This window comes from Kineosporia mesophila, assembly GCF_021129235.1.
In the GTDB taxonomy this organism is placed as follows: domain Bacteria; phylum Actinomycetota; class Actinomycetes; order Actinomycetales; family Kineosporiaceae; genus Kineosporia; species Kineosporia mesophila.
This window is the reverse complement of sequence record NZ_JAJOMA010000003.1, coordinates 109003-124648: the sequence shown is the minus strand read 5'-3', so window position 1 is coordinate 124648 and position 15646 is coordinate 109003. Positions and strand designations below refer to the sequence as shown.

Sequence of the window (15646 nt, the reverse complement as noted above, 5' to 3'; positions counted from 1 at the left end):
TGATGGCCATGGTCACAGGCCCGTCCATCGGATCAGCGTGATGCCCAGTCCGGCTCGGCGCGCACCGGGATCTCGGCGGCACCGGCTATCGGCGTGGTGGCGTAGAGGAAACGGATGTGGCCCTCGTCGGCGTCGTCCCCGTCCACGTGCACCACGCCGCAACCACCTTGGGGCGTCACCAGGTACCAGCGGTTGGGCTGCGGGGTGTCGTCGTCGACGAGGCAGCGCCTTCCTAGTTTCGGAGTGAGGAATTGCGCCCATTCCAGCAGGGAAAGGTCGATCCCGGTGACCAGTTCGGCAAAGCCCTGCACGACGGTGCTGAAATCGGCACCGGGATCGCCGCGCTCCAGCATGACCGCGGGAATGCTGTCTCCCGACGATGGGTCGTACGGCTCGCTCAGAACCCGATCGGCCGGGATGCCGAGTTCGGCCAGAGCGTCGATCAGGGTCCGAGGGTCCACGGTGCCGTCGTACAGAAGCTCGTAACTCTCCATCATTCTCCCCGAAAACTTTTGTGATGCTTGAATACTTCGTACGCTCGGCGCTGTACCGACTCGGTGAGGGCCGGGAAGAAGGTCATCGCCTCCTCGGCCTTGCGGCGATCACCGTCGGCCTGGATGTAATGCTTCAGGGCGTGATACTCGTGGCGGCCCAGGTGGATGAAGCCTGGCCCAGAATCGGGAAACACGGTACCGGAGGGTTCTTCGACGCCGTACGTGCGTCCGCCGGGCGTCTCGTAGCGGCTCGTGGTTCGGTTCCACCGGGCACGCCCTTCCTGAATGTCCTGAAGGTCGGCGGAGACATCGACATCGGGCAGGACCAGGGTGTTCCGGTTCTTCTGCGGGCTGCGTCTCCCGATCCGGTTGAGGAGATGGCGCGAGTTCGGTGAGCGCTGGGCGGCCGGGCCGTCCGGGCGCCTCGATCCCGACGTGGTGCTTCCGGAAGGTCCGTCGCCTTCGGCCTCCCCCAGATTCAAGGCCTCTCGATACTCCGCCTCGACCCCCGCCCGGATCTCCTCGATCTGCTGCCGCAGGCGGATGACGGTTTCGCCCAGCATCCGCCCGCGCACCACCAGCACCGGTATCTCCGCCCGTTCCGCGGCCAGCCGGGCGTCGTCCAGATGCGGTCCGGCCTCTTCCAGGGCGCTGCGGCACAGGAGCAGGAGCACGGTTGCCGTCTCGAGTTGGTCGGAGACCTCCGAGGTTGCTCCCCGGGCCGGCACAACCTGGAGTTTCCCGAGGGCCTGTTCGGCCTCGTCCACCGCTGCGGTCAGTTGCGCGGAGGTCTGCCCCAGGGCTTCCGCCGATGCCGTGAGGCCCCGGGCCAGGCCGTGCCAGCCGTGGACCGACGACGTCGAGGCGAGGGAGATCGCCACCTGCCTCCCGGACCCGGCGTCCACCGCTGCGTCCCGGAGGTCGGTGCAGACAGCACGCAGTCGGTTCCCAAGATCGCCCACCGTACTCATCCGACTCCGATCGGTCGCCGCCGAGCGCAAACTATCCTCATCCACCGAAGGTGCGGGCAGTCGTCTTCAATCAGTGCGAAGCGAGCGCAGGCCGACCGCCGGGCGCTGGGTGACCGACCCGCGAAGTGGGCGCGAAAGCGCAGGCCAACTGGGTCGGGGGAGGTCTGGGGCGACGAGGCGACCCCCTGTCCGGACAGCCTTTTCCGTGCTTACTCTCGCTGGTTCAGGAGCCGGGCCGGCCAGTGGACGGAAGGGCGATGACGTATCCATGACCCAGTACGTGTACGCGTTCTCGGAAGGCAACAGGGATCAGCGGGAACTGCTCGGTGGCAAGGGCGCGAACCTGGCCGAGATGACGAACCTGGGGCTCCCGGTTCCTCCGGGGTTCACGATCACGACGCAGGCCTGCCGCTCCTACCTGGCCGCGGGCAGTGAACCCGGTGAGCTGCGGGTGCAGGTGACCATGGCCCTGCGCCGGCTGGAGGACGACCTGGGGCGTCAGCTGGGTGATCGTCATGATCCGCTGCTGGTGAGTGTGCGCTCGGGGGCGATGCATTCGATGCCGGGCATGATGGAGACGGTGCTCAACGTCGGGCTCAACGACGCGAGTGTGAAGGGCCTGACGGAGGAGAGCGGCGACGAGCGTTTCGCCTGGGACTCCTATCGTCGCCTGCTGCAGATGTTCGGCAAGACCGTGCTGGAGATCGACGGGGAGATCTTCGCGGGGGCCCTGGACGACGCCAAGGCGGCCCAGGGGGTGGACGTCGACGTCGAGTTGAGCGTGGAGAGTCTCCGGGATCTGGTCGCCACCTTCAAGGCGGTGATCCTGGACGAGAGCGGGTCGCCGTTCCCGCAGCATCCCCGCGAACAGCTCGACCTGGCGATCCGCGCGGTCTTCGACTCCTGGAACACCGAGCGCGCCCGGCTGTACCGGCGGCGCGAGCGGATCCCGCAGGATCTGGGCACGGCGGTGAACATCTGCACCATGGTGTTCGGGAACATGGGCGACACCTCCGGCACCGGTGTGGCTTTCACCCGGGACCCGGCGTCCGGCCACGGCGGGGTGTACGGCGACTACCTGGTCAACGCGCAGGGCGAGGACGTGGTCGCGGGCATCCGCAACACGCTGAGCCTGGCCGATCTGAAGAACCTCGACCCGTCGTCGTACAAGCAGTTGCTCCAGGTGATGCGCCGGCTGGAGACGCATTACCGCGACCTGTGCGACATCGAGTTCACGATCGAGCGCAGCAAGCTCTGGATGCTTCAGACCCGGGTGGGAAAACGTACGGCGGCCGCGGCCTTCCGGATCGCTACCCAACTGGTGGACGAGAACCTGATCACGCTGGACGAGGCCCTCGAGAGGGTGGACGGGGCCCAGCTGGCGCAGCTGATGTTCCCCCGGTTCGACGGTGCGGCTGAAAAGCATCTGCTCGGGAAAGGGATGGGCGCGTCGCCGGGAGCGGCCTCGGGATACCTCGTGTTCGACTCGGCGACAGCCGAAAAGGGCGCGGCCGAGGGGAAGGACGTGATCCTGGTCCGGAAGGAGACGAACCCCGACGATCTCGGTGGGATGATTGCCGCGCGCGGCGTGCTGACCTCGCGGGGCGGGAAGACGAGCCATGCGGCCGTGGTGGCGCGGGGGATGGGAAAGACCTGTGTGTGCGGGTTCTCGGAGCTGGAGGTGAAGGACGGCGCCGCGACGGTGGACGGCCGGGTGCTGCGCGAGGGTGACCTGATCAGTATCGACGGCAGCAGCGGGGAGGTGTTCGCCGGTGAGGTGCCGGTGGTCGCGTCGCCGGTCGCCACCTACCTGGAGAGCGGGCTGGGGACGGCGGTGAAGGACATCGACGAGGACACGGCCGACCTGGTGCGGGCCGTGGACCGGCTGCTGTCGCACGCCGACTCGATCCGCCGGCTGCGGGTGCGCACGAACGCCGACAATGCGCAGGACGCGGTCCGGGCCCGGCACCTGGGAGCGCAGGGCATCGGGCTGTGCCGCACCGAGCACATGTTCCTGGGGGAGCGGCGGGTGCTGATCGAACGGCTGGTGCTGGCTCCCGACCGGGCCACGCGGCAGACCGTGTACGACGAGCTGCTGCCCTTGCAGCGTCAGGACTTCGTCGAGCTGCTCACCGCGATGGACGGGCTGCCGGTGACGATCCGGCTGCTCGACCCGCCGTTGCACGAGTTCCTGCCCGACCGCACCGAGCTGTCGGTGAAGGTGGCGGTCGACCGGGCCACCGGCCAGGTGGACGAGGACGAGGAACGCCTGCTGGCGGCGGTGGAGCGGCTGCACGAGTCCAACCCCATGCTGGGCCTGCGGGGTGTGCGGCTGGGGCTGGTGCTGCCCGGGTTGTTCGCGTTGCAGGTGCGGGCCATCAGTGAGGCGGCGGCCATCGTGAAGGCCGATGGTGGTGAGCCGCAGGTCGAGATCATGATCCCGCTGGTCGGCTCGGTGATGGAGCTGTTCCTGATCCGCGACGAGGCCGACCAGATCCTCCGGGCCGTGCAGGAGGAGAAGGGGGTGGCGCTGACCATCCCGATCGGCACGATGATCGAGCTGCCCCGGGCTGCCCTGACCGCGACGCGGGTGGCCGAGGCCGCCGAGTTCTTCTCCTTCGGCACGAACGACCTCACCCAGACCACCTGGGGTTTCTCCCGCGACGACGTGGAGGGCGGGTTCTTCGCCACCTACCTCGACCGCGGCGTGTTCATGGTGTCCCCGTTCGAGAGTCTCGACGTGGACGGGGTGGGCCGCCTCATCCGGATCGCCGCCCAGGACGGTCGCCGCACCCGCCCCGACCTCAAGCTCGGGGTGTGCGGTGAGCACGGCGGGGATCCGGAGTCGATCCACTTCTTCCACCGGGTCGGGATCGACTACGTGTCCTGCTCCCCGTTCCGGGTACCGATTGCCCGGCTCGAGGCGGGGCGCGCGGCGGTGATCTGAGACGTCGTGAGAAAGTCACGGAATGACTGACGACAACCGCTCGGTGAGTATCGAACGACTCGAGGAAGGCGTGTACCTGGCCACGAACAAGCGTGGTGACACGCTGCGCTTCGGGAGCAAGGCCGAGGACGCGTTCTCCCCGGTGGAACTGCTGCTGGCGGCCATCGCCGGCTGTTCCGCCGTCGATGTCGACGTGGTCACCGGGCGGCGGTCGCCGGCCGGGCACTTCAGCGCCCGGGTGGACGCCGTCGCCGTGCGGGAGAACGGGGAGAACACCCTGAAGGACATCACCCTGACCTTCGACGTGCGCTTCCCCGAGGGTGAGGCCGGCGACGCCGCCCGCACCCTGCTGCCCCGCGCGATCAAGGCATCACACGACCACACCTGCACGGTGTCACGCACGATCGAGGCGGGGACGCCGGTCGCGGTGCGCACGGCGGAGTAAGGGGTGTCGTCAGAGCTTCGAACTGGGGACGTCGTTGAGCCTCCGGCTCGCGGCGTCCCTGGCGTCGTGGTTCAGGCGGGCGGGAAGATCTCGCTCAGCCTCGCGTAGGTGTGCTGGATGTCGTTCTCGGACAAGGGACCTGCGCGGCGCAGGGCCCGGACCGTTCGGGCTGGGTGCTGCACCCGGACGCCGTCGAGGGTCATGGGCAGCCTCAGGAGCGGCCAGCCGGCATCGACGAAACACAGGATGCCGTGGACGGGCGAGGGGATCCGGGCTTCGTACAGGGCCGCGCGGAGGATCCTCGTCTGCCCGTGCATCGCCGTGACGAGCCGGGTGCAGTTGCGGCTGCCGACATACAGCCGGCGTTCCGGGCCGACGCTTCTCAGCTGGACCCGCCCGGTGTACTTCTTCGCGTCGATCACGTGAACCCCGCCGGGGGTGATCGCGAGATGATCGAGATTGGCTCTGGTACCAGGGATTCGCCGGTCGTGCAGAACCCGCAGCAACGGACCGGCGTTCTGGTCGAGGCGCCGTCCGAGTAGTTCCTCGCCCTCGGCGCCGGTGGCCCAGGCCCGCACGTTCTGCGGGTCGTTCGTCAGGGCCAGGATCAGGCCACCCAGGCGGGGATGGGCCTGCTGGACCTTCTGCCGGCGAGTGGTCCGGCGCCGCTCGTACTCCCGGCGGGCCGAAGCGCCGGCGCGATGGGGGACCGGAGGAGGTGGCGGTGCCGAGACCGGATCGTGCCCGGAAGCGGTCAGGCAGCCGGTACAGGTGACGAGCCTGGTCGCACGGTCGTACTCGGCGGTCGATCCGGCGGGAAGATCGGTGCCGCAGCGGTGACAACGGCCCCGGTATCGCAGTCTCATCCCGGACATTATGGATCAATGGTTACTGTGCGTCCATCGTTCTCCACTCCCGGTCGAGTACTGAGAACAGCAGGCTGTCGCGCCAGGCGCCGTTCGTGAACACGTGATCGCGCATGCGGCCCTCGAGGCGGAAGCCGAGCCGCTCGACCACGCCCACCGAGCGGACGTTCTCCGGGCCGATCGCCGCGGAGATGCGGTGCAGGCCGAGGGCGTCGAAGCCGTAACCGGCCAGCAGCCGCACCGAGGCCGTCGCGTAGCCGCGGCCCCAGGCGTCCGCGTGGATGGCGTACCCGAGCTCGGCCGCCCGGGTGCCGCCGAGGGACAGGCGGGCGAAACCCAGGAAGGTGTCGTCGCCGGGCTCGTTCATCGCCATCCAGTACTCGGTGCGCGGGCTCTGGTGGGCCGAGGTCATCGCTCCCTCCACCAGCATCGCGGCCTCGTCCCGGGAGAGGGAGCCGAAAGCCAGCCAATGAGTGACGCGGTCGTCACCGACGACCGCGGCCACCCCGTCGGTGTCGGTCGGGGAGAACTCGCGCAGGACGACTTTCGGTCCCTCCAGACGGAGGGGGCCGCTCAGGCCAGGGAGTCCAGACATTTCGGCAGGCTAGCCGAATACACCACACCCAGCCTCGGGGTCGCCCGGGTGACCGCCACGTAGAGATCGCCCGGCCCACGGGGGGACGGGGCAACGATCTGGTCGGGCCCGAGCACGACCACGCGGGCGCCGTTCTCGTCGTCGTCCGGGGGCACCCACTACCGGTCCGCGACCGCGCCGGCCACGACGTCCGCCATCAGGAGATGTCCCTTGAGGGCCGTGACCGCGCCGGTCTCGACGAGTGTGGGGGAGACGCCCGGAGAGATGCACGACGGCCTTCCGTTCGACGAGGGCCTGACGGGTACCCGTGGCGGAGGCGGGCGCCCGGGTCTGACGTGCGGCGAGCCGCTCACGGAGCTCGTCGATGTGGTCGTAGGGCATGGAATATATTCCTGCTCGAACGCCAGGTCGGTAATTGACAATTGTTCCTCCGGCAAATACAGTCGGCCGCGTTGGGTGGCATTCTTTTATCTGGGAAATAGCAAACTCAATCACTGAACACATCGCTTTCCTGGTTCTTTCGACCAGCACGAAGGCTCTCTGCGCGGCCTCGGCGATCAGCACTGCGTGTCCGGGTTCTCACGCTCGGCCCGACTTTTCCTACTCGACCCGGTCGGCACTGTCGGTCATGTCACCTTGACGCCGGAACGCCGTGAAGAATGCCGCCGCGACGCCGCCTTTCGGCGACAATCGGCGAATGCGTGATGACGTGCTCCCCGAGGCCGTACGCGAGCGTGCGCTCGCCCTGGCCGCGGAGAACCAGCTCCCGGCCTATCTCTACGACCTGGCCGCCCTGCGCTCGCAGGCCGCTGCGATCCGCGACGCGCTCGCGGGGGCCGGGGTCGATTTCCTCTACGCCGCCAAGGCCAACCCCGACCCGGCGCTGCTGCGCGTGATCGCGCCCCTGACCGACGGCATCGAGGTGGCCTCCGGCGGCGAGCTGGAGCACGTTATGGACGCCGCGCCCGGCGCGCGCGTGGCGTTCGGCGGGCCGGGCAAGACCGACCGGGAACTGATGGCCGCCATCGGCCGTGGCGTCTGGCGTCTGCACGTGGAGAGCGTGCGCGAGCTGAACCGGGTGATCGCGCTGGCCGGGCGCCGTCCCGTCGACGTGCTGTTGCGGGCCAACCTGCCCTTCGGCGTGAGCGGCGCGGCGCTGACCATGAGCGGGCCGTTCGGGATGGACGAGGACACGCTCGCCGTCGCCGCCCGCACGGCCCGCGACGCCGCGGCGGCCGGTAGCGGGGTGCGGGTGCGCGGTCTTCACGTGCACCTGGCCTCCGGGCTGGACGCCGGGCAGAAACTGACGCTCGACGCGCGGGTGCTGGCCTGGGCCCGGTGCTGGCTGGAGCAGTACCTGCCCGGCCGGGACCGCCCCGAGATCAACCTGGGCGGCGGCATGACCGTCGACTACGCCGACCCCGGGCGGCACTTCGACTGGGAGGCCTACGCCCAGGGCCTGGCCGAGCTCGACCGGGGCCCGGCCGTGCTGCGGGTCGAGCCGGGCCGGTCGGTCAGCGTGCACGCCGGGTACTACGTCAGCGACGTGCTCGACCTGAAGTACACGCGGGGCCAGGCCTATGCGATCGCCCGGGGCGGCACCCACCATCTGCGCACGCCGGCGACCAAGGGCCACAGTCAGCCCCTGGTCGCGCTCCCCGGCCCCGGACGTTCCGGCGAGCCGCTGAACGACGACGAGCTCACCGTGGTGGGTCAGCTCTGCACGCCCAAGGACCAGCTCGCCACCGGTGTGCCCGTGCAGGACCTGTGCATCGGTGACCTGCTGGTGTTCCGGATGGCCGGGGCCTACGCCTGGAACATCTCCCACCACGACTTCCTCATGCACCCGCACCCGACCTTCGCGTACCTCGACCCGGCGGAGTGAGCGCGCTCAGCAGCTGTAACTGAGTTTGCAGACGGTGCTGTCGGAGTTGCGGGTGAATTCCCGGCGCTGCCCTTCGGCCCAGATACCGAACAGCACCAGGGCGACCACCACCACGACGACGATCTCCACCTTCAGCAGGAGGTCGGTGAAGCGCTTGGCCGAGCCGATGGCCCGCATCGTGGTCGGATGGGCGGTCTCCGCCCGGTGGCGGGTGTCATGGTGGGTGTCATGGTGCGGTTCGCGCAGGCCGACCGCCGCGGGGACGAAGTCCGGATCGGCCTTGTCGTGCGTGCGGGCGCGGAGGGTTGCCGCCGAGGCCGCGGTCACGCCGGGCACGGTGTACTCCGGGTGCCGGGCCGAGGCCGGGGCGAGACCGCTGCCGCCGTGGTGGATGTGGACGTCGGGCAGCACCTCTTCCTGGTCGTGCAGCGCGTGGATGTCGTCCAGAGGCGTCCGGGCTCCCGGCACCGGATGGCGCGTCTCGTCCTCGTGCCGGCGGAACCGGTCGAGCAGGTCCTGGACCCGGTGGGCCTCGCGCTCGTCGGAGTGCCGGTGCCCGAGCAGTTCCGTGCGCATGAACAGCAGGCCCAGTGCCACGATCGGCCACATCCGCGTGGCCAGGGCGGCCGCCATGATCGTCAGGGCGGCGACCCAGCCGGCGATCCGGATCGCGGAGCCGTGTCGCGGCACCCGCCCGAACCGGATCAGCAGATGGACGGTGAGCAGCCAGGCCACCGGTATCCATCCGAAAGCTCGGATGATGTCCGCGACCGACATGATTCCTCCAGGGCGGAGCAGTGGCCGGAGACCCCGATGCCACCGGCGGTAACGGCCATGTCGGCATCCGCCCGGCCGGGCTTGAGGGAGCGGCCGGTCAGCTTTTCGCCGGGCCGACCTCGACGGTGAGCAATTCACCGGGGGAGCAGCGCAGGACCTCGCAGATCGCGCTCAGCGTGGAGAAGCGCACGGCCCGGGCCCGATTGTTCTTCAGCACGGACAGATTCACCACCGTGACCCCCACCTGCACCGACAGCTCGGTGAGGGTCATGCTGCGCTCGGCCAGCAGGTCGTCGAGATGACAGATGACGTGGTGATCGTGTTCCGGCTGGTCATGCCCAGGCTCTGACGTCTGCCCGGACATCTGATGGGACACCTGTTCCGGCACCTGCTCGGAAGGCCGTCTCACACCAGCCCCTCGACGTCGCGGTGGAGTTTCTCGCCCTGCCGGAACGCCTCAGCCAGCACCACAAAGAGCACGCTCAGCCCGACGACCGGCGCCAGAGACAGGCCCACACCCATGACGAAGGGGCTGCCGGCGGTGAACAGTCCGAGCCGTTCGAGTGTCAGCAGCGTGGCGAACTGGGGGAGCAGGGGGACGAGCACCGCCGCGCTGCCGGTGACGGCGCCGAGCAGGTTCAGGCGGGAGGAGTTGCCCGAGCCGAAGGGCCGGCCCGCGGCGATGGAGGTCAGCACCAGGCGCAGGAGGAACGCGCCGACGGCGACCGTGATCCCGAGCAGGATCGTGCCACCGTTGTTCAGCAGCATCTCGAACCTCGTCGGACCGGCCGCGGAGACGACCAGGCCGTCGTTGCCCGCGGTGAACGAGGTGTCTGCGGTGCCGGCGGCCGTTCCGGTGACGTAACTGGTGGCCTGATCGATCGTGGCACCGTCGATCAGCTCGACCGCCACGTCCTGCGCCCGGGGCGATCCGGCCACCGAGGTCACCAGCAGCACGATCGCCACGACCGCCGACACCACCCCGACGACGAGCATGATCCAGGTGATCACGCGCAACACCGTCGGGCTCACGTACCGCTGATCGTTCTTCACCCGTGCGATCACCGGCCCAGCACCCATGGCTGCTGCACTCATCGGTCTCCCCCTCGTCCGTGAACATATCGACTGTCGATAGCCCCCTCCCTGAGTATGGGCCATCGTTTTTCGATATGTCCAGAGGAATGTGACCAGGGTGCCGATGACTCCGTAAGCCCACCGTCGTCCAAAAGCTGATCGCAATCCGGCGAGCACGGAAAGGACCGAGACGATGCCCACCATTCATCCCAGCCTGTGGTTCGACGGCAACGCGCAGGAGGCCGTCGGCCTCTACACCCAGCTGTTCCCGAACTCGTCGATCCTGCGCACCTCCTACTTCGGGCCCGGCACGCCCGGTCCGGAGGGACAGGTGATGGCGATCGACTTCGAGCTCGACGGCCGCCTGTTCAACGCCGTCAACGGCGGCCCGCAGTTCCCCTTCACCGAGGCGGTCTCGTTCACCGTGCTGTGCGGCGACCAGGCCGAGGTGGACCACTACTGGTTCGGCCTGAGTGCCGCCGGTGGCCAGGAGATGCAGTGCGGCTGGCTGAAAGACCGGTTCGGGGTGTCCTGGCAGGTGGTGCCGCAAGTGCTCGGCGAGCTGATCGGCGACCCCGATCCTGGTCGTCGCGACCGGGCCACCCAGGCCATGCTCGGGATGAAGCGGCTCGTGATCGCCGACCTGGTCAGGGCCGCCGACGGAGACTAGGGGGTGCGGCCGGTGAGGCAGTAGGGCCGGCCCAACGGATCGGTCATCACGGTCCACTCCTCGTTCGCCGGGCCCACGACCGCACCCGCGGCGGCGTGGGCCGGCGCGAGCGTGGCCCGTCCGGGCGCGGCCAGATCGAGGTGCGAGGTGACGGCGCCACCGGCGGCACCGGCGTCGTCCAGCCGCTGCAGCAGCAGTTTCACCGGGAGCCCCGCGGGCTGTCGCAACCGGATGAACGCGGAGTCACCCAGGGGATGCAGCTCCCAGCCGGTCAGCCCCGACCAGAAGCGGCTCTCGGAATCCCACAGCGCGGGCGGGATGTCGAGGCACAGCTGGTCGAGGCGGGTGTTGTCCTCGGGTGAGGGCACGGCCCGCTCCCCTTCCCACGGCACGAAACAGAACGTGTAACCGCCCGGGCTGGTGAGCACGTCGTGCTCCCCGCCCCGCAGAACGGGCGACGCCCCGAGAGCGACCGCTTGCGCCACGGCGTCGGCCCGCCGTTCCGGGTCGACGTGCAGGTCCAGGTGCAGCCGGGCCGGACCGGACCCCAGCGCCTGTGCCCGCAGGTAAGCGTCGCCCGTGGAGGGCAGCAGCGTGACGAACTCGCCGTCCCCACCCCGGGGGGCCGACAGCCGGCTGCCGGTGACCCGGCGCCAGAACTCCACCCCGGGCCCGAACTGGTGGATCGGGAAGTCCAGGAAGATCGTCATCCAGCGAATCTGCACCGCAGGGAGTTTAGGGCCTGTCCGGACGGCCCACCGGGTGCCCCGTAGTAGGCGATGATCCGCGGGACCGGACCTGGGCGCTCGATCGGCCTAACGCCGGGGCGGGCACCTGCCGACATGATCCGGGTGACGGGTATGACGTGTGGCACAACCGGGGCAGGTCCGGTGCCGGCCGGGTTAGTGTGCCGCTTCGTGGCAGCGCAGAGATCCATCTCGTGAGCCCGGCCGCTGCCAGCCCCCCGGACCCTCCGGAACGCCAGGACGACAGTGACCGGCCGATGCGCCACGCGCGGGTCCGGGCCCGGCGCCGCCGCTGGTTACGCATCGCCCTCTACGGCCTGGTGGTGCTGCTCGTCGTCTCCGCCGGTGGCGGCTACTTCATGTTCCGCCGGCTGAACGGCAACATCTCCTCCTCGGCGCTGTTCACCGGCACCACCGGCAGCGCCGGCGTGCAGAAGGCCGACGACCAGGGCCGCTTCCCGGTGAACGTGCTCGTCATCGGCACCGACTCCCGGGCGTCGAAGGAGAACTGCAAGCTCGGCGGCGCCTGCGACGAGACCCACAACAACGCGGACGTCGAACTGCTCGTGCACGTCTCGGCCGACCGCACCAACATCACCGCGGTCAGCATCCCGCGCGACACCATGACCGACCTGCCCGGTTGCAAGAACGCCACGACCGGCGAGAGCGTGGCCGCGCGCTACGGCCAGATCAACACCAGCCTGCAGTACGGCCCGGGCTGCACGGTCGCCGCGATCCACGAGCTCACCGGCATCACGATCGACCACTTCGCGATGGTCGACTTCTCCGGCGTGATCGACATGTCCGACGCCACCGGCGGGGTGCAGATCTGCGTGGACAACAACGTCTACGACACCTATTCGCACCTGAAACTGTCCAAGGGCAAGCACACGCTCAAGGGCGAGGCCGCGCTGCAGTTCGTGCGCACGCGCCACGGTTTCGGCGACGGCAGCGATCTGGGCCGCACCTACGGCCAGCACGCGTTCCTGGCGGCGGCGATCCGCTCGCTGAAGGACAAGGGCACGCTGCTGAACCCGACCAAGCTGTACGGGGTGGCGAACGCGGCGACCAGGGCGCTCACGGTGGACGAGGGCCTGGACAGCATCCCGAAGCTGATCGACCTGGCCACGGAGTTCAACAAGGTCGACACCGACCGCATCACCTTCACCACGATGCAGACCGTGCCGGACCCGAACGACTCCAACCGCGTGGTGCCCGCGGCGGCCGCCCAGAAGCTCTTCGACACGATCGTCGACGACCGCTCACTCAGCAAGGACAAGAACGCGGCGACGTCCACCGCCACCACCAGCGCGAGCCCGAGCACCACGGCCGCCACGTACTTCTCGGTGAAGGTACGTAACCGCAGCGGCAAGGAGGGCCGGGCCAAGAAGATCACGCAGGTCCTCAAGGGTGACGGCTACATCGCGGCCACCGACTCCACCACCGGGACGGCCCGGGAACGCACGGCGATCCTCTACAGCGGCAAGCACCAGCTCGACCAGGCCCAGCAGCTGGCCTCCGACCTCGGCGTCCCCTCGTCCCTGCTCGCGGTGGACGAGGACGTCGACGTGGTGACCCTGGTGGTGGGCGAGGACTGGACCACCGGCGAGACCTACCCCAAGCTCACCAACGAGGAGCGCCAGGACGCCCTCACCGACTCGCACGCGTCCACCGCCAAGACCTCGGGCTGCGTCCCGGTCAGCACGCAGAACACCGTCACCTACAACGGTGTCTCGATGTCTCCGATCCGGGCCTACGCGCTCGCGACGGGCGTGAAGGATTCCGACTCCTGAAGCTCGGGACGTTCGCCCTTTTCTGCCGTCCGTTCGTCCCCCTCCTGATAATTCGTGCTCGGACCGGCTGGCGCTTTGGGCCGGAGAGGGACTGAATAGAGGGGAGATGCGGCTGCAGGGAATGAGGGGCTGACGATGAGGTCTCAGGTAGGGAACTGGTTCCGCCGTTGCTCGATGGCTGCCCGACCCGGACTGGGCCGGGAACGCAACCCGTTACGCCGTCGCAGCGACCGTATCCAGGGCTATTGCGCGCTGGGGGCGGTGTTCCTCGTCCTGGCGGTCCTGCCCGTGGCGGTGATCATCGGTCTGCAGACCTGGCACCACTACTCCGCGATCTCCGATCAGGAGCTCGCGTCGAGCCACCTGGTCACGGCCACGGTCGTCGCCGCCGACCCCGAAACCCGGCTGGCCCGAAACTATCTCGCCGAGGTGTCGTGGACGTACCCGGACCGGGTGGAGCACTCGGGCCACCTCGCCATCACCCAGACCACCCAGGTCGGTGACCGGGTGCCGGTATGGGTCAACGACTCCGGCTCCATGACCTCGGCCCCGACCACACGGCTCAGCGTCTGGCTGGATACCCTCGGCCTCGGGCTGGGCCTGACCTTCGCGGCCGTGCTGGTGGGCCTCGCCGGGTACCGGGCCTCGCGGTTCGTGCTGAACCGGCGTCGCACCCATGACCTCGAGGTGGAGTGGCGGCGCTTCAACGAGAGCCGTTCGCAGGGCTACCTGAACTAGCGGTCACGACCGGCGGGTCAGGGCCGCCGCGGTCAGCCGGGTCGCCTCGTCGAGGCGACGCAGGGTGAGCGTGACGGCCCGGCCGGTCTGGCGTTCGGCGTAGGCCTGCAGCATGTCCCGGTTACCGGCCAGCGCCCGGCGGCGGTCGGCCTCACCGTGCACGGCCAGCCCGGCGTAGAGCTCCGAGACGTCGGACAGGCGGCGCAGAATGGCCCGCAGGTTGCGCCGCTGCGGGGTGCCGACCAGCATCTGCCGCAGGGCGCGATCGGTCTGCACCCACTCACGATTGGGCAGGTCGGGCGTCAGCCGGGCCAGCACGGCGCGGGCCTCGTCGATCTCGGCATCGGTGACGGTGGCGATGCGCTCCCGCACGGCCAGGGGCAGCAGCAGACGCCGCAGCTCGTGGATCTCCTCGAGCTCGTCGAGGCTGATGCCGTGCACGGTCGCCCCGCGGAACGGGTCGGAGTCGATCAGGCCCTGACTCTCCAGCTCGCGCAGTGCCTCCCGCACCGGGGTGACGCTGACGTCGAGGCCGGCGGCCAGTTCGCTCTGCACCAGGTGGGTGCCGGTCTGCAGCGTGCCGGTGACGATCGCCTCCCGCAGCCGCTCGGTGACGTCACGATGTGCCGTGCGACCAGAACCCCCGCCCGCCGTCATCCGCTCATCCTAACTTTCGTTACGGCACAAGCGGAGACGTCGCATCGTGGCGGGCCGCCGCGACCTCGCGGAGTTTCTGCAGGACGATGGACGTGGTGGCGTCGGCGGGGCGGCCGGCCCGGGTGATCGCGTACACCAGCCGGGCGGGCGGTGGCCCGGCCACCGGGACGGTGCGCACGTTGCCGAACCGCAGCGGCTGCGCCAGCCGGGGCAGCAGCCCGACCCCGGCCCCGGCGGAGACCAGCGCCGCGAGCGCGTCGTACTCGACCGTCCAGTGCCGTACGTCGGGAATGAAGCCAGCTGCCGCACAAGCGTTGTCGGCGATCGCGGCACAGGCGTCGTGGGGGTTGCCGGAGATCCACTCCTCGCCGGCCAGGAGCCCCAGGTCGACCGTCCGGCCCCGCGCCAGGGGATGGTCCTCGTGCAGCACCACGTCGAGGATGTCGGTGATCAGGTCGATCCGGGCGTACCGCGGGTCGTCGCGCCGCGGGCCGCCGGGATGGTCGACCGTGATGGCGACGTCGACCTCCCCGGCGTCCAGGGCGCGGATGGCCCCGACCGGGTCGGCGTCGCGGGCGCGCACCCGTAGCGCCGGTCGTTCCGCGCGCAGCTGAGCCATGGCCGGGCCGAGCACGGCCGCCACCGCGGTCGGCAGGGTGGCGACGCGCACCTCGCCGACCAGGCCGTCGTCGAACGCGGCCAGGTCGGCCCGGGCGCGCTCCAGCTGGGCCTCGATCGCGTGGGCGTGCCCGAGCAGGACCCGCGCATGCCCGGTCAGCCGCACACCTCGTCCCTGCTTCTCCAGCAGGGGCACGTCCAGCTCGCGGGCCAGGCCGGCCAGCTGCTGACTGACGGCCGAGGGGGTGAGGTGCAGGGCCGAGGCCGCCGCCGCGACGGTGCCCCGCTGCTCGACCTCCCGCAGCAGCCGCAGCTTGCGCAGGTCGATTGTGAAGCCTGGACTGTCGATTGACATGAAGAAAATCTAGAT

General features: G+C 69.6%; 17 protein-coding genes. 6 read left to right on the top strand and 11 right to left on the bottom strand.

The window, feature by feature from the left end; all coding sequences use genetic code 11:
• Positions 1 to 32: 32 nt before the first annotated feature.
• Together LR393_RS05535 and LR393_RS05530 are read right to left on the bottom strand one after the other, a co-directional pair.
• Positions 33 to 497, bottom strand: a complete 465-nt coding sequence (locus LR393_RS05535; protein ID WP_231482091.1) for a hypothetical protein — start codon at positions 495 to 497, stop codon at positions 33 to 35.
• On the bottom strand, positions 494 to 1375 hold the full coding sequence (locus LR393_RS05530) for a hypothetical protein (protein ID WP_231482090.1): 882 nt from the start codon (positions 1373 to 1375) through the stop codon (positions 494 to 496). The genes LR393_RS05535 and LR393_RS05530 overlap by 4 nt, the downstream gene beginning before the upstream one ends.
• 358 nt (positions 1376 to 1733) lie before the next feature.
• Between LR393_RS05530 and ppdK the strand changes: the two genes are divergently transcribed.
• On the top strand, positions 1734 to 4412 hold the full coding sequence (ppdK, locus tag LR393_RS05525; protein WP_231482089.1) for a pyruvate, phosphate dikinase: 2679 nt from the start codon (positions 1734 to 1736) through the stop codon (positions 4410 to 4412).
• 22 nt (positions 4413 to 4434) lie between these two features.
• Positions 4435 to 4857 (top strand): OsmC family protein, encoded by a 423-nt coding sequence (locus LR393_RS05520; RefSeq protein ID WP_231482088.1) that lies wholly within the window; start codon positions 4435 to 4437, stop codon positions 4855 to 4857.
• A 71-nt stretch (positions 4858 to 4928) separates the two neighbouring features.
• Here LR393_RS05520 and LR393_RS05515 read toward each other — a convergent pair whose 3' ends face one another.
• From LR393_RS05515 to LR393_RS05505, 3 genes are read right to left on the bottom strand one after another with little or no spacing between them, the layout of a single operon-like run.
• Complete coding sequence (locus tag LR393_RS05515) at positions 4929 to 5723, bottom strand: nuclease-related domain-containing protein (protein WP_231482087.1); 795 nt, start codon at positions 5721 to 5723, stop codon at positions 4929 to 4931.
• A gap of 22 nt (positions 5724 to 5745) precedes the next feature.
• Positions 5746 to 6318: a GNAT family N-acetyltransferase gene (locus LR393_RS05510; protein ID WP_231482086.1), complete on the bottom strand. Its 573-nt coding sequence runs from the start codon at positions 6316 to 6318 to the stop codon at positions 5746 to 5748.
• On the bottom strand, positions 6297 to 6473 hold the full coding sequence (locus LR393_RS05505) for a hypothetical protein (RefSeq protein ID WP_231482085.1): 177 nt from the start codon (positions 6471 to 6473) through the stop codon (positions 6297 to 6299). Before LR393_RS05505 ends, LR393_RS05510 begins: the two co-directional genes overlap by 22 nt.
• Before the next feature lie 542 nt (positions 6474 to 7015).
• On the opposite strand from LR393_RS05505, the gene LR393_RS05500 reads away from it, so the two are divergent.
• Positions 7016 to 8203 (top strand): type III PLP-dependent enzyme domain-containing protein, encoded by a 1188-nt coding sequence (locus LR393_RS05500; RefSeq protein ID WP_231482084.1) that lies wholly within the window; start codon positions 7016 to 7018, stop codon positions 8201 to 8203.
• Positions 8204 to 8209: 6 nt separating this feature from the next.
• Here LR393_RS05500 and LR393_RS05495 read toward each other — a convergent pair whose 3' ends face one another.
• From LR393_RS05495 to LR393_RS05485, 3 genes are all read right to left on the bottom strand, one after another.
• Positions 8210 to 8980: a hypothetical protein gene (locus LR393_RS05495; RefSeq protein WP_231482083.1), complete on the bottom strand. Its 771-nt coding sequence runs from the start codon at positions 8978 to 8980 to the stop codon at positions 8210 to 8212.
• A gap of 97 nt (positions 8981 to 9077) precedes the next feature.
• Positions 9078 to 9344 (bottom strand): helix-turn-helix domain-containing protein, encoded by a 267-nt coding sequence (locus LR393_RS36190; RefSeq protein WP_345718718.1) that lies wholly within the window; start codon positions 9342 to 9344, stop codon positions 9078 to 9080.
• A gap of 41 nt (positions 9345 to 9385) precedes the next feature.
• Positions 9386 to 10075: a DUF2975 domain-containing protein gene (locus tag LR393_RS05485; protein WP_231482082.1), complete on the bottom strand. Its 690-nt coding sequence runs from the start codon at positions 10073 to 10075 to the stop codon at positions 9386 to 9388.
• Between the two features lie 172 nt (positions 10076 to 10247).
• Between LR393_RS05485 and LR393_RS05480 the strand changes: the two genes are divergently transcribed.
• The gene (locus LR393_RS05480) at positions 10248 to 10724 is read left to right on the top strand and encodes a VOC family protein (RefSeq protein ID WP_231482081.1); all 477 of its coding nucleotides are present in this window, start codon (positions 10248 to 10250) and stop codon (positions 10722 to 10724) included.
• Here the strand turns inward: LR393_RS05480 and LR393_RS05475 are convergent.
• Entirely contained in the window at positions 10721 to 11449 is a 729-nt protein-coding gene (locus tag LR393_RS05475) for a VOC family protein (protein ID WP_231482080.1), read from the bottom strand. The two genes, LR393_RS05480 and LR393_RS05475, sit on opposite strands and share 4 nt — an antisense overlap.
• 215 nt (positions 11450 to 11664) lie before the next feature.
• On the opposite strand from LR393_RS05475, the gene LR393_RS05470 reads away from it, so the two are divergent.
• Positions 11665 to 13263, top strand: coding sequence for an LCP family protein (locus LR393_RS05470; RefSeq protein WP_231482079.1), 1599 nt, complete (start codon positions 11665 to 11667; stop codon positions 13261 to 13263).
• Between the two features lie 174 nt (positions 13264 to 13437).
• Entirely contained in the window at positions 13438 to 14001 is a 564-nt protein-coding gene (locus tag LR393_RS05465; protein WP_231482078.1) for an Rv1733c family protein, read from the top strand.
• 3 nt (positions 14002 to 14004) lie between these two features.
• Here LR393_RS05465 and LR393_RS05460 read toward each other — a convergent pair whose 3' ends face one another.
• Both LR393_RS05460 and LR393_RS05455 read right to left on the bottom strand, forming a co-directional pair.
• Complete coding sequence (locus tag LR393_RS05460; protein WP_231482077.1) at positions 14005 to 14658, bottom strand: GntR family transcriptional regulator; 654 nt, start codon at positions 14656 to 14658, stop codon at positions 14005 to 14007.
• A 19-nt stretch (positions 14659 to 14677) separates the two neighbouring features.
• Positions 14678 to 15631, bottom strand: coding sequence for a LysR family transcriptional regulator (locus tag LR393_RS05455; RefSeq protein ID WP_231482076.1), 954 nt, complete (start codon positions 15629 to 15631; stop codon positions 14678 to 14680).
• Positions 15632 to 15646: the final 15 nt, after the last annotated feature.

Excerpts from the sequence above, each read along its gene's own strand:
- LR393_RS05535 (WP_231482091.1), bottom strand. The coding sequence starts at position 497 with ATGATGGAGAGTTACGAGCTTCTGTACGACGGCACCGTGGACCCTCGG.
- ppdK (WP_231482089.1), top strand. The coding sequence starts at position 1,734 with ATGACCCAGTACGTGTACGCGTTCTCGGAAGGCAACAGGGATCAGCGG.
- LR393_RS05520 (WP_231482088.1), top strand. The coding sequence starts at position 4,435 with ATGACTGACGACAACCGCTCGGTGAGTATCGAACGACTCGAGGAAGGC.
- LR393_RS05515 (WP_231482087.1), bottom strand. The coding sequence starts at position 5,723 with ATGAGACTGCGATACCGGGGCCGTTGTCACCGCTGCGGCACCGATCTT.
- LR393_RS05510 (WP_231482086.1), bottom strand. The coding sequence starts at position 6,318 with ATGTCTGGACTCCCTGGCCTGAGCGGCCCCCTCCGTCTGGAGGGACCG.
- LR393_RS05500 (WP_231482084.1), top strand. The coding sequence starts at position 7,016 with ATGCGTGATGACGTGCTCCCCGAGGCCGTACGCGAGCGTGCGCTCGCC.
- LR393_RS05495 (WP_231482083.1), bottom strand. The coding sequence starts at position 8,980 with ATGTCGGTCGCGGACATCATCCGAGCTTTCGGATGGATACCGGTGGCC.
- LR393_RS36190 (WP_345718718.1), bottom strand. The coding sequence starts at position 9,344 with ATGTCCGGGCAGACGTCAGAGCCTGGGCATGACCAGCCGGAACACGAT.
- LR393_RS05485 (WP_231482082.1), bottom strand. The coding sequence starts at position 10,075 with ATGAGTGCAGCAGCCATGGGTGCTGGGCCGGTGATCGCACGGGTGAAG.
- LR393_RS05480 (WP_231482081.1), top strand. The coding sequence starts at position 10,248 with ATGCCCACCATTCATCCCAGCCTGTGGTTCGACGGCAACGCGCAGGAG.
- LR393_RS05465 (WP_231482078.1), top strand. The coding sequence starts at position 13,438 with ATGGCTGCCCGACCCGGACTGGGCCGGGAACGCAACCCGTTACGCCGT.
- LR393_RS05460 (WP_231482077.1), bottom strand. The coding sequence starts at position 14,658 with ATGACGGCGGGCGGGGGTTCTGGTCGCACGGCACATCGTGACGTCACC.
- LR393_RS05455 (WP_231482076.1), bottom strand. The coding sequence starts at position 15,631 with ATGTCAATCGACAGTCCAGGCTTCACAATCGACCTGCGCAAGCTGCGG.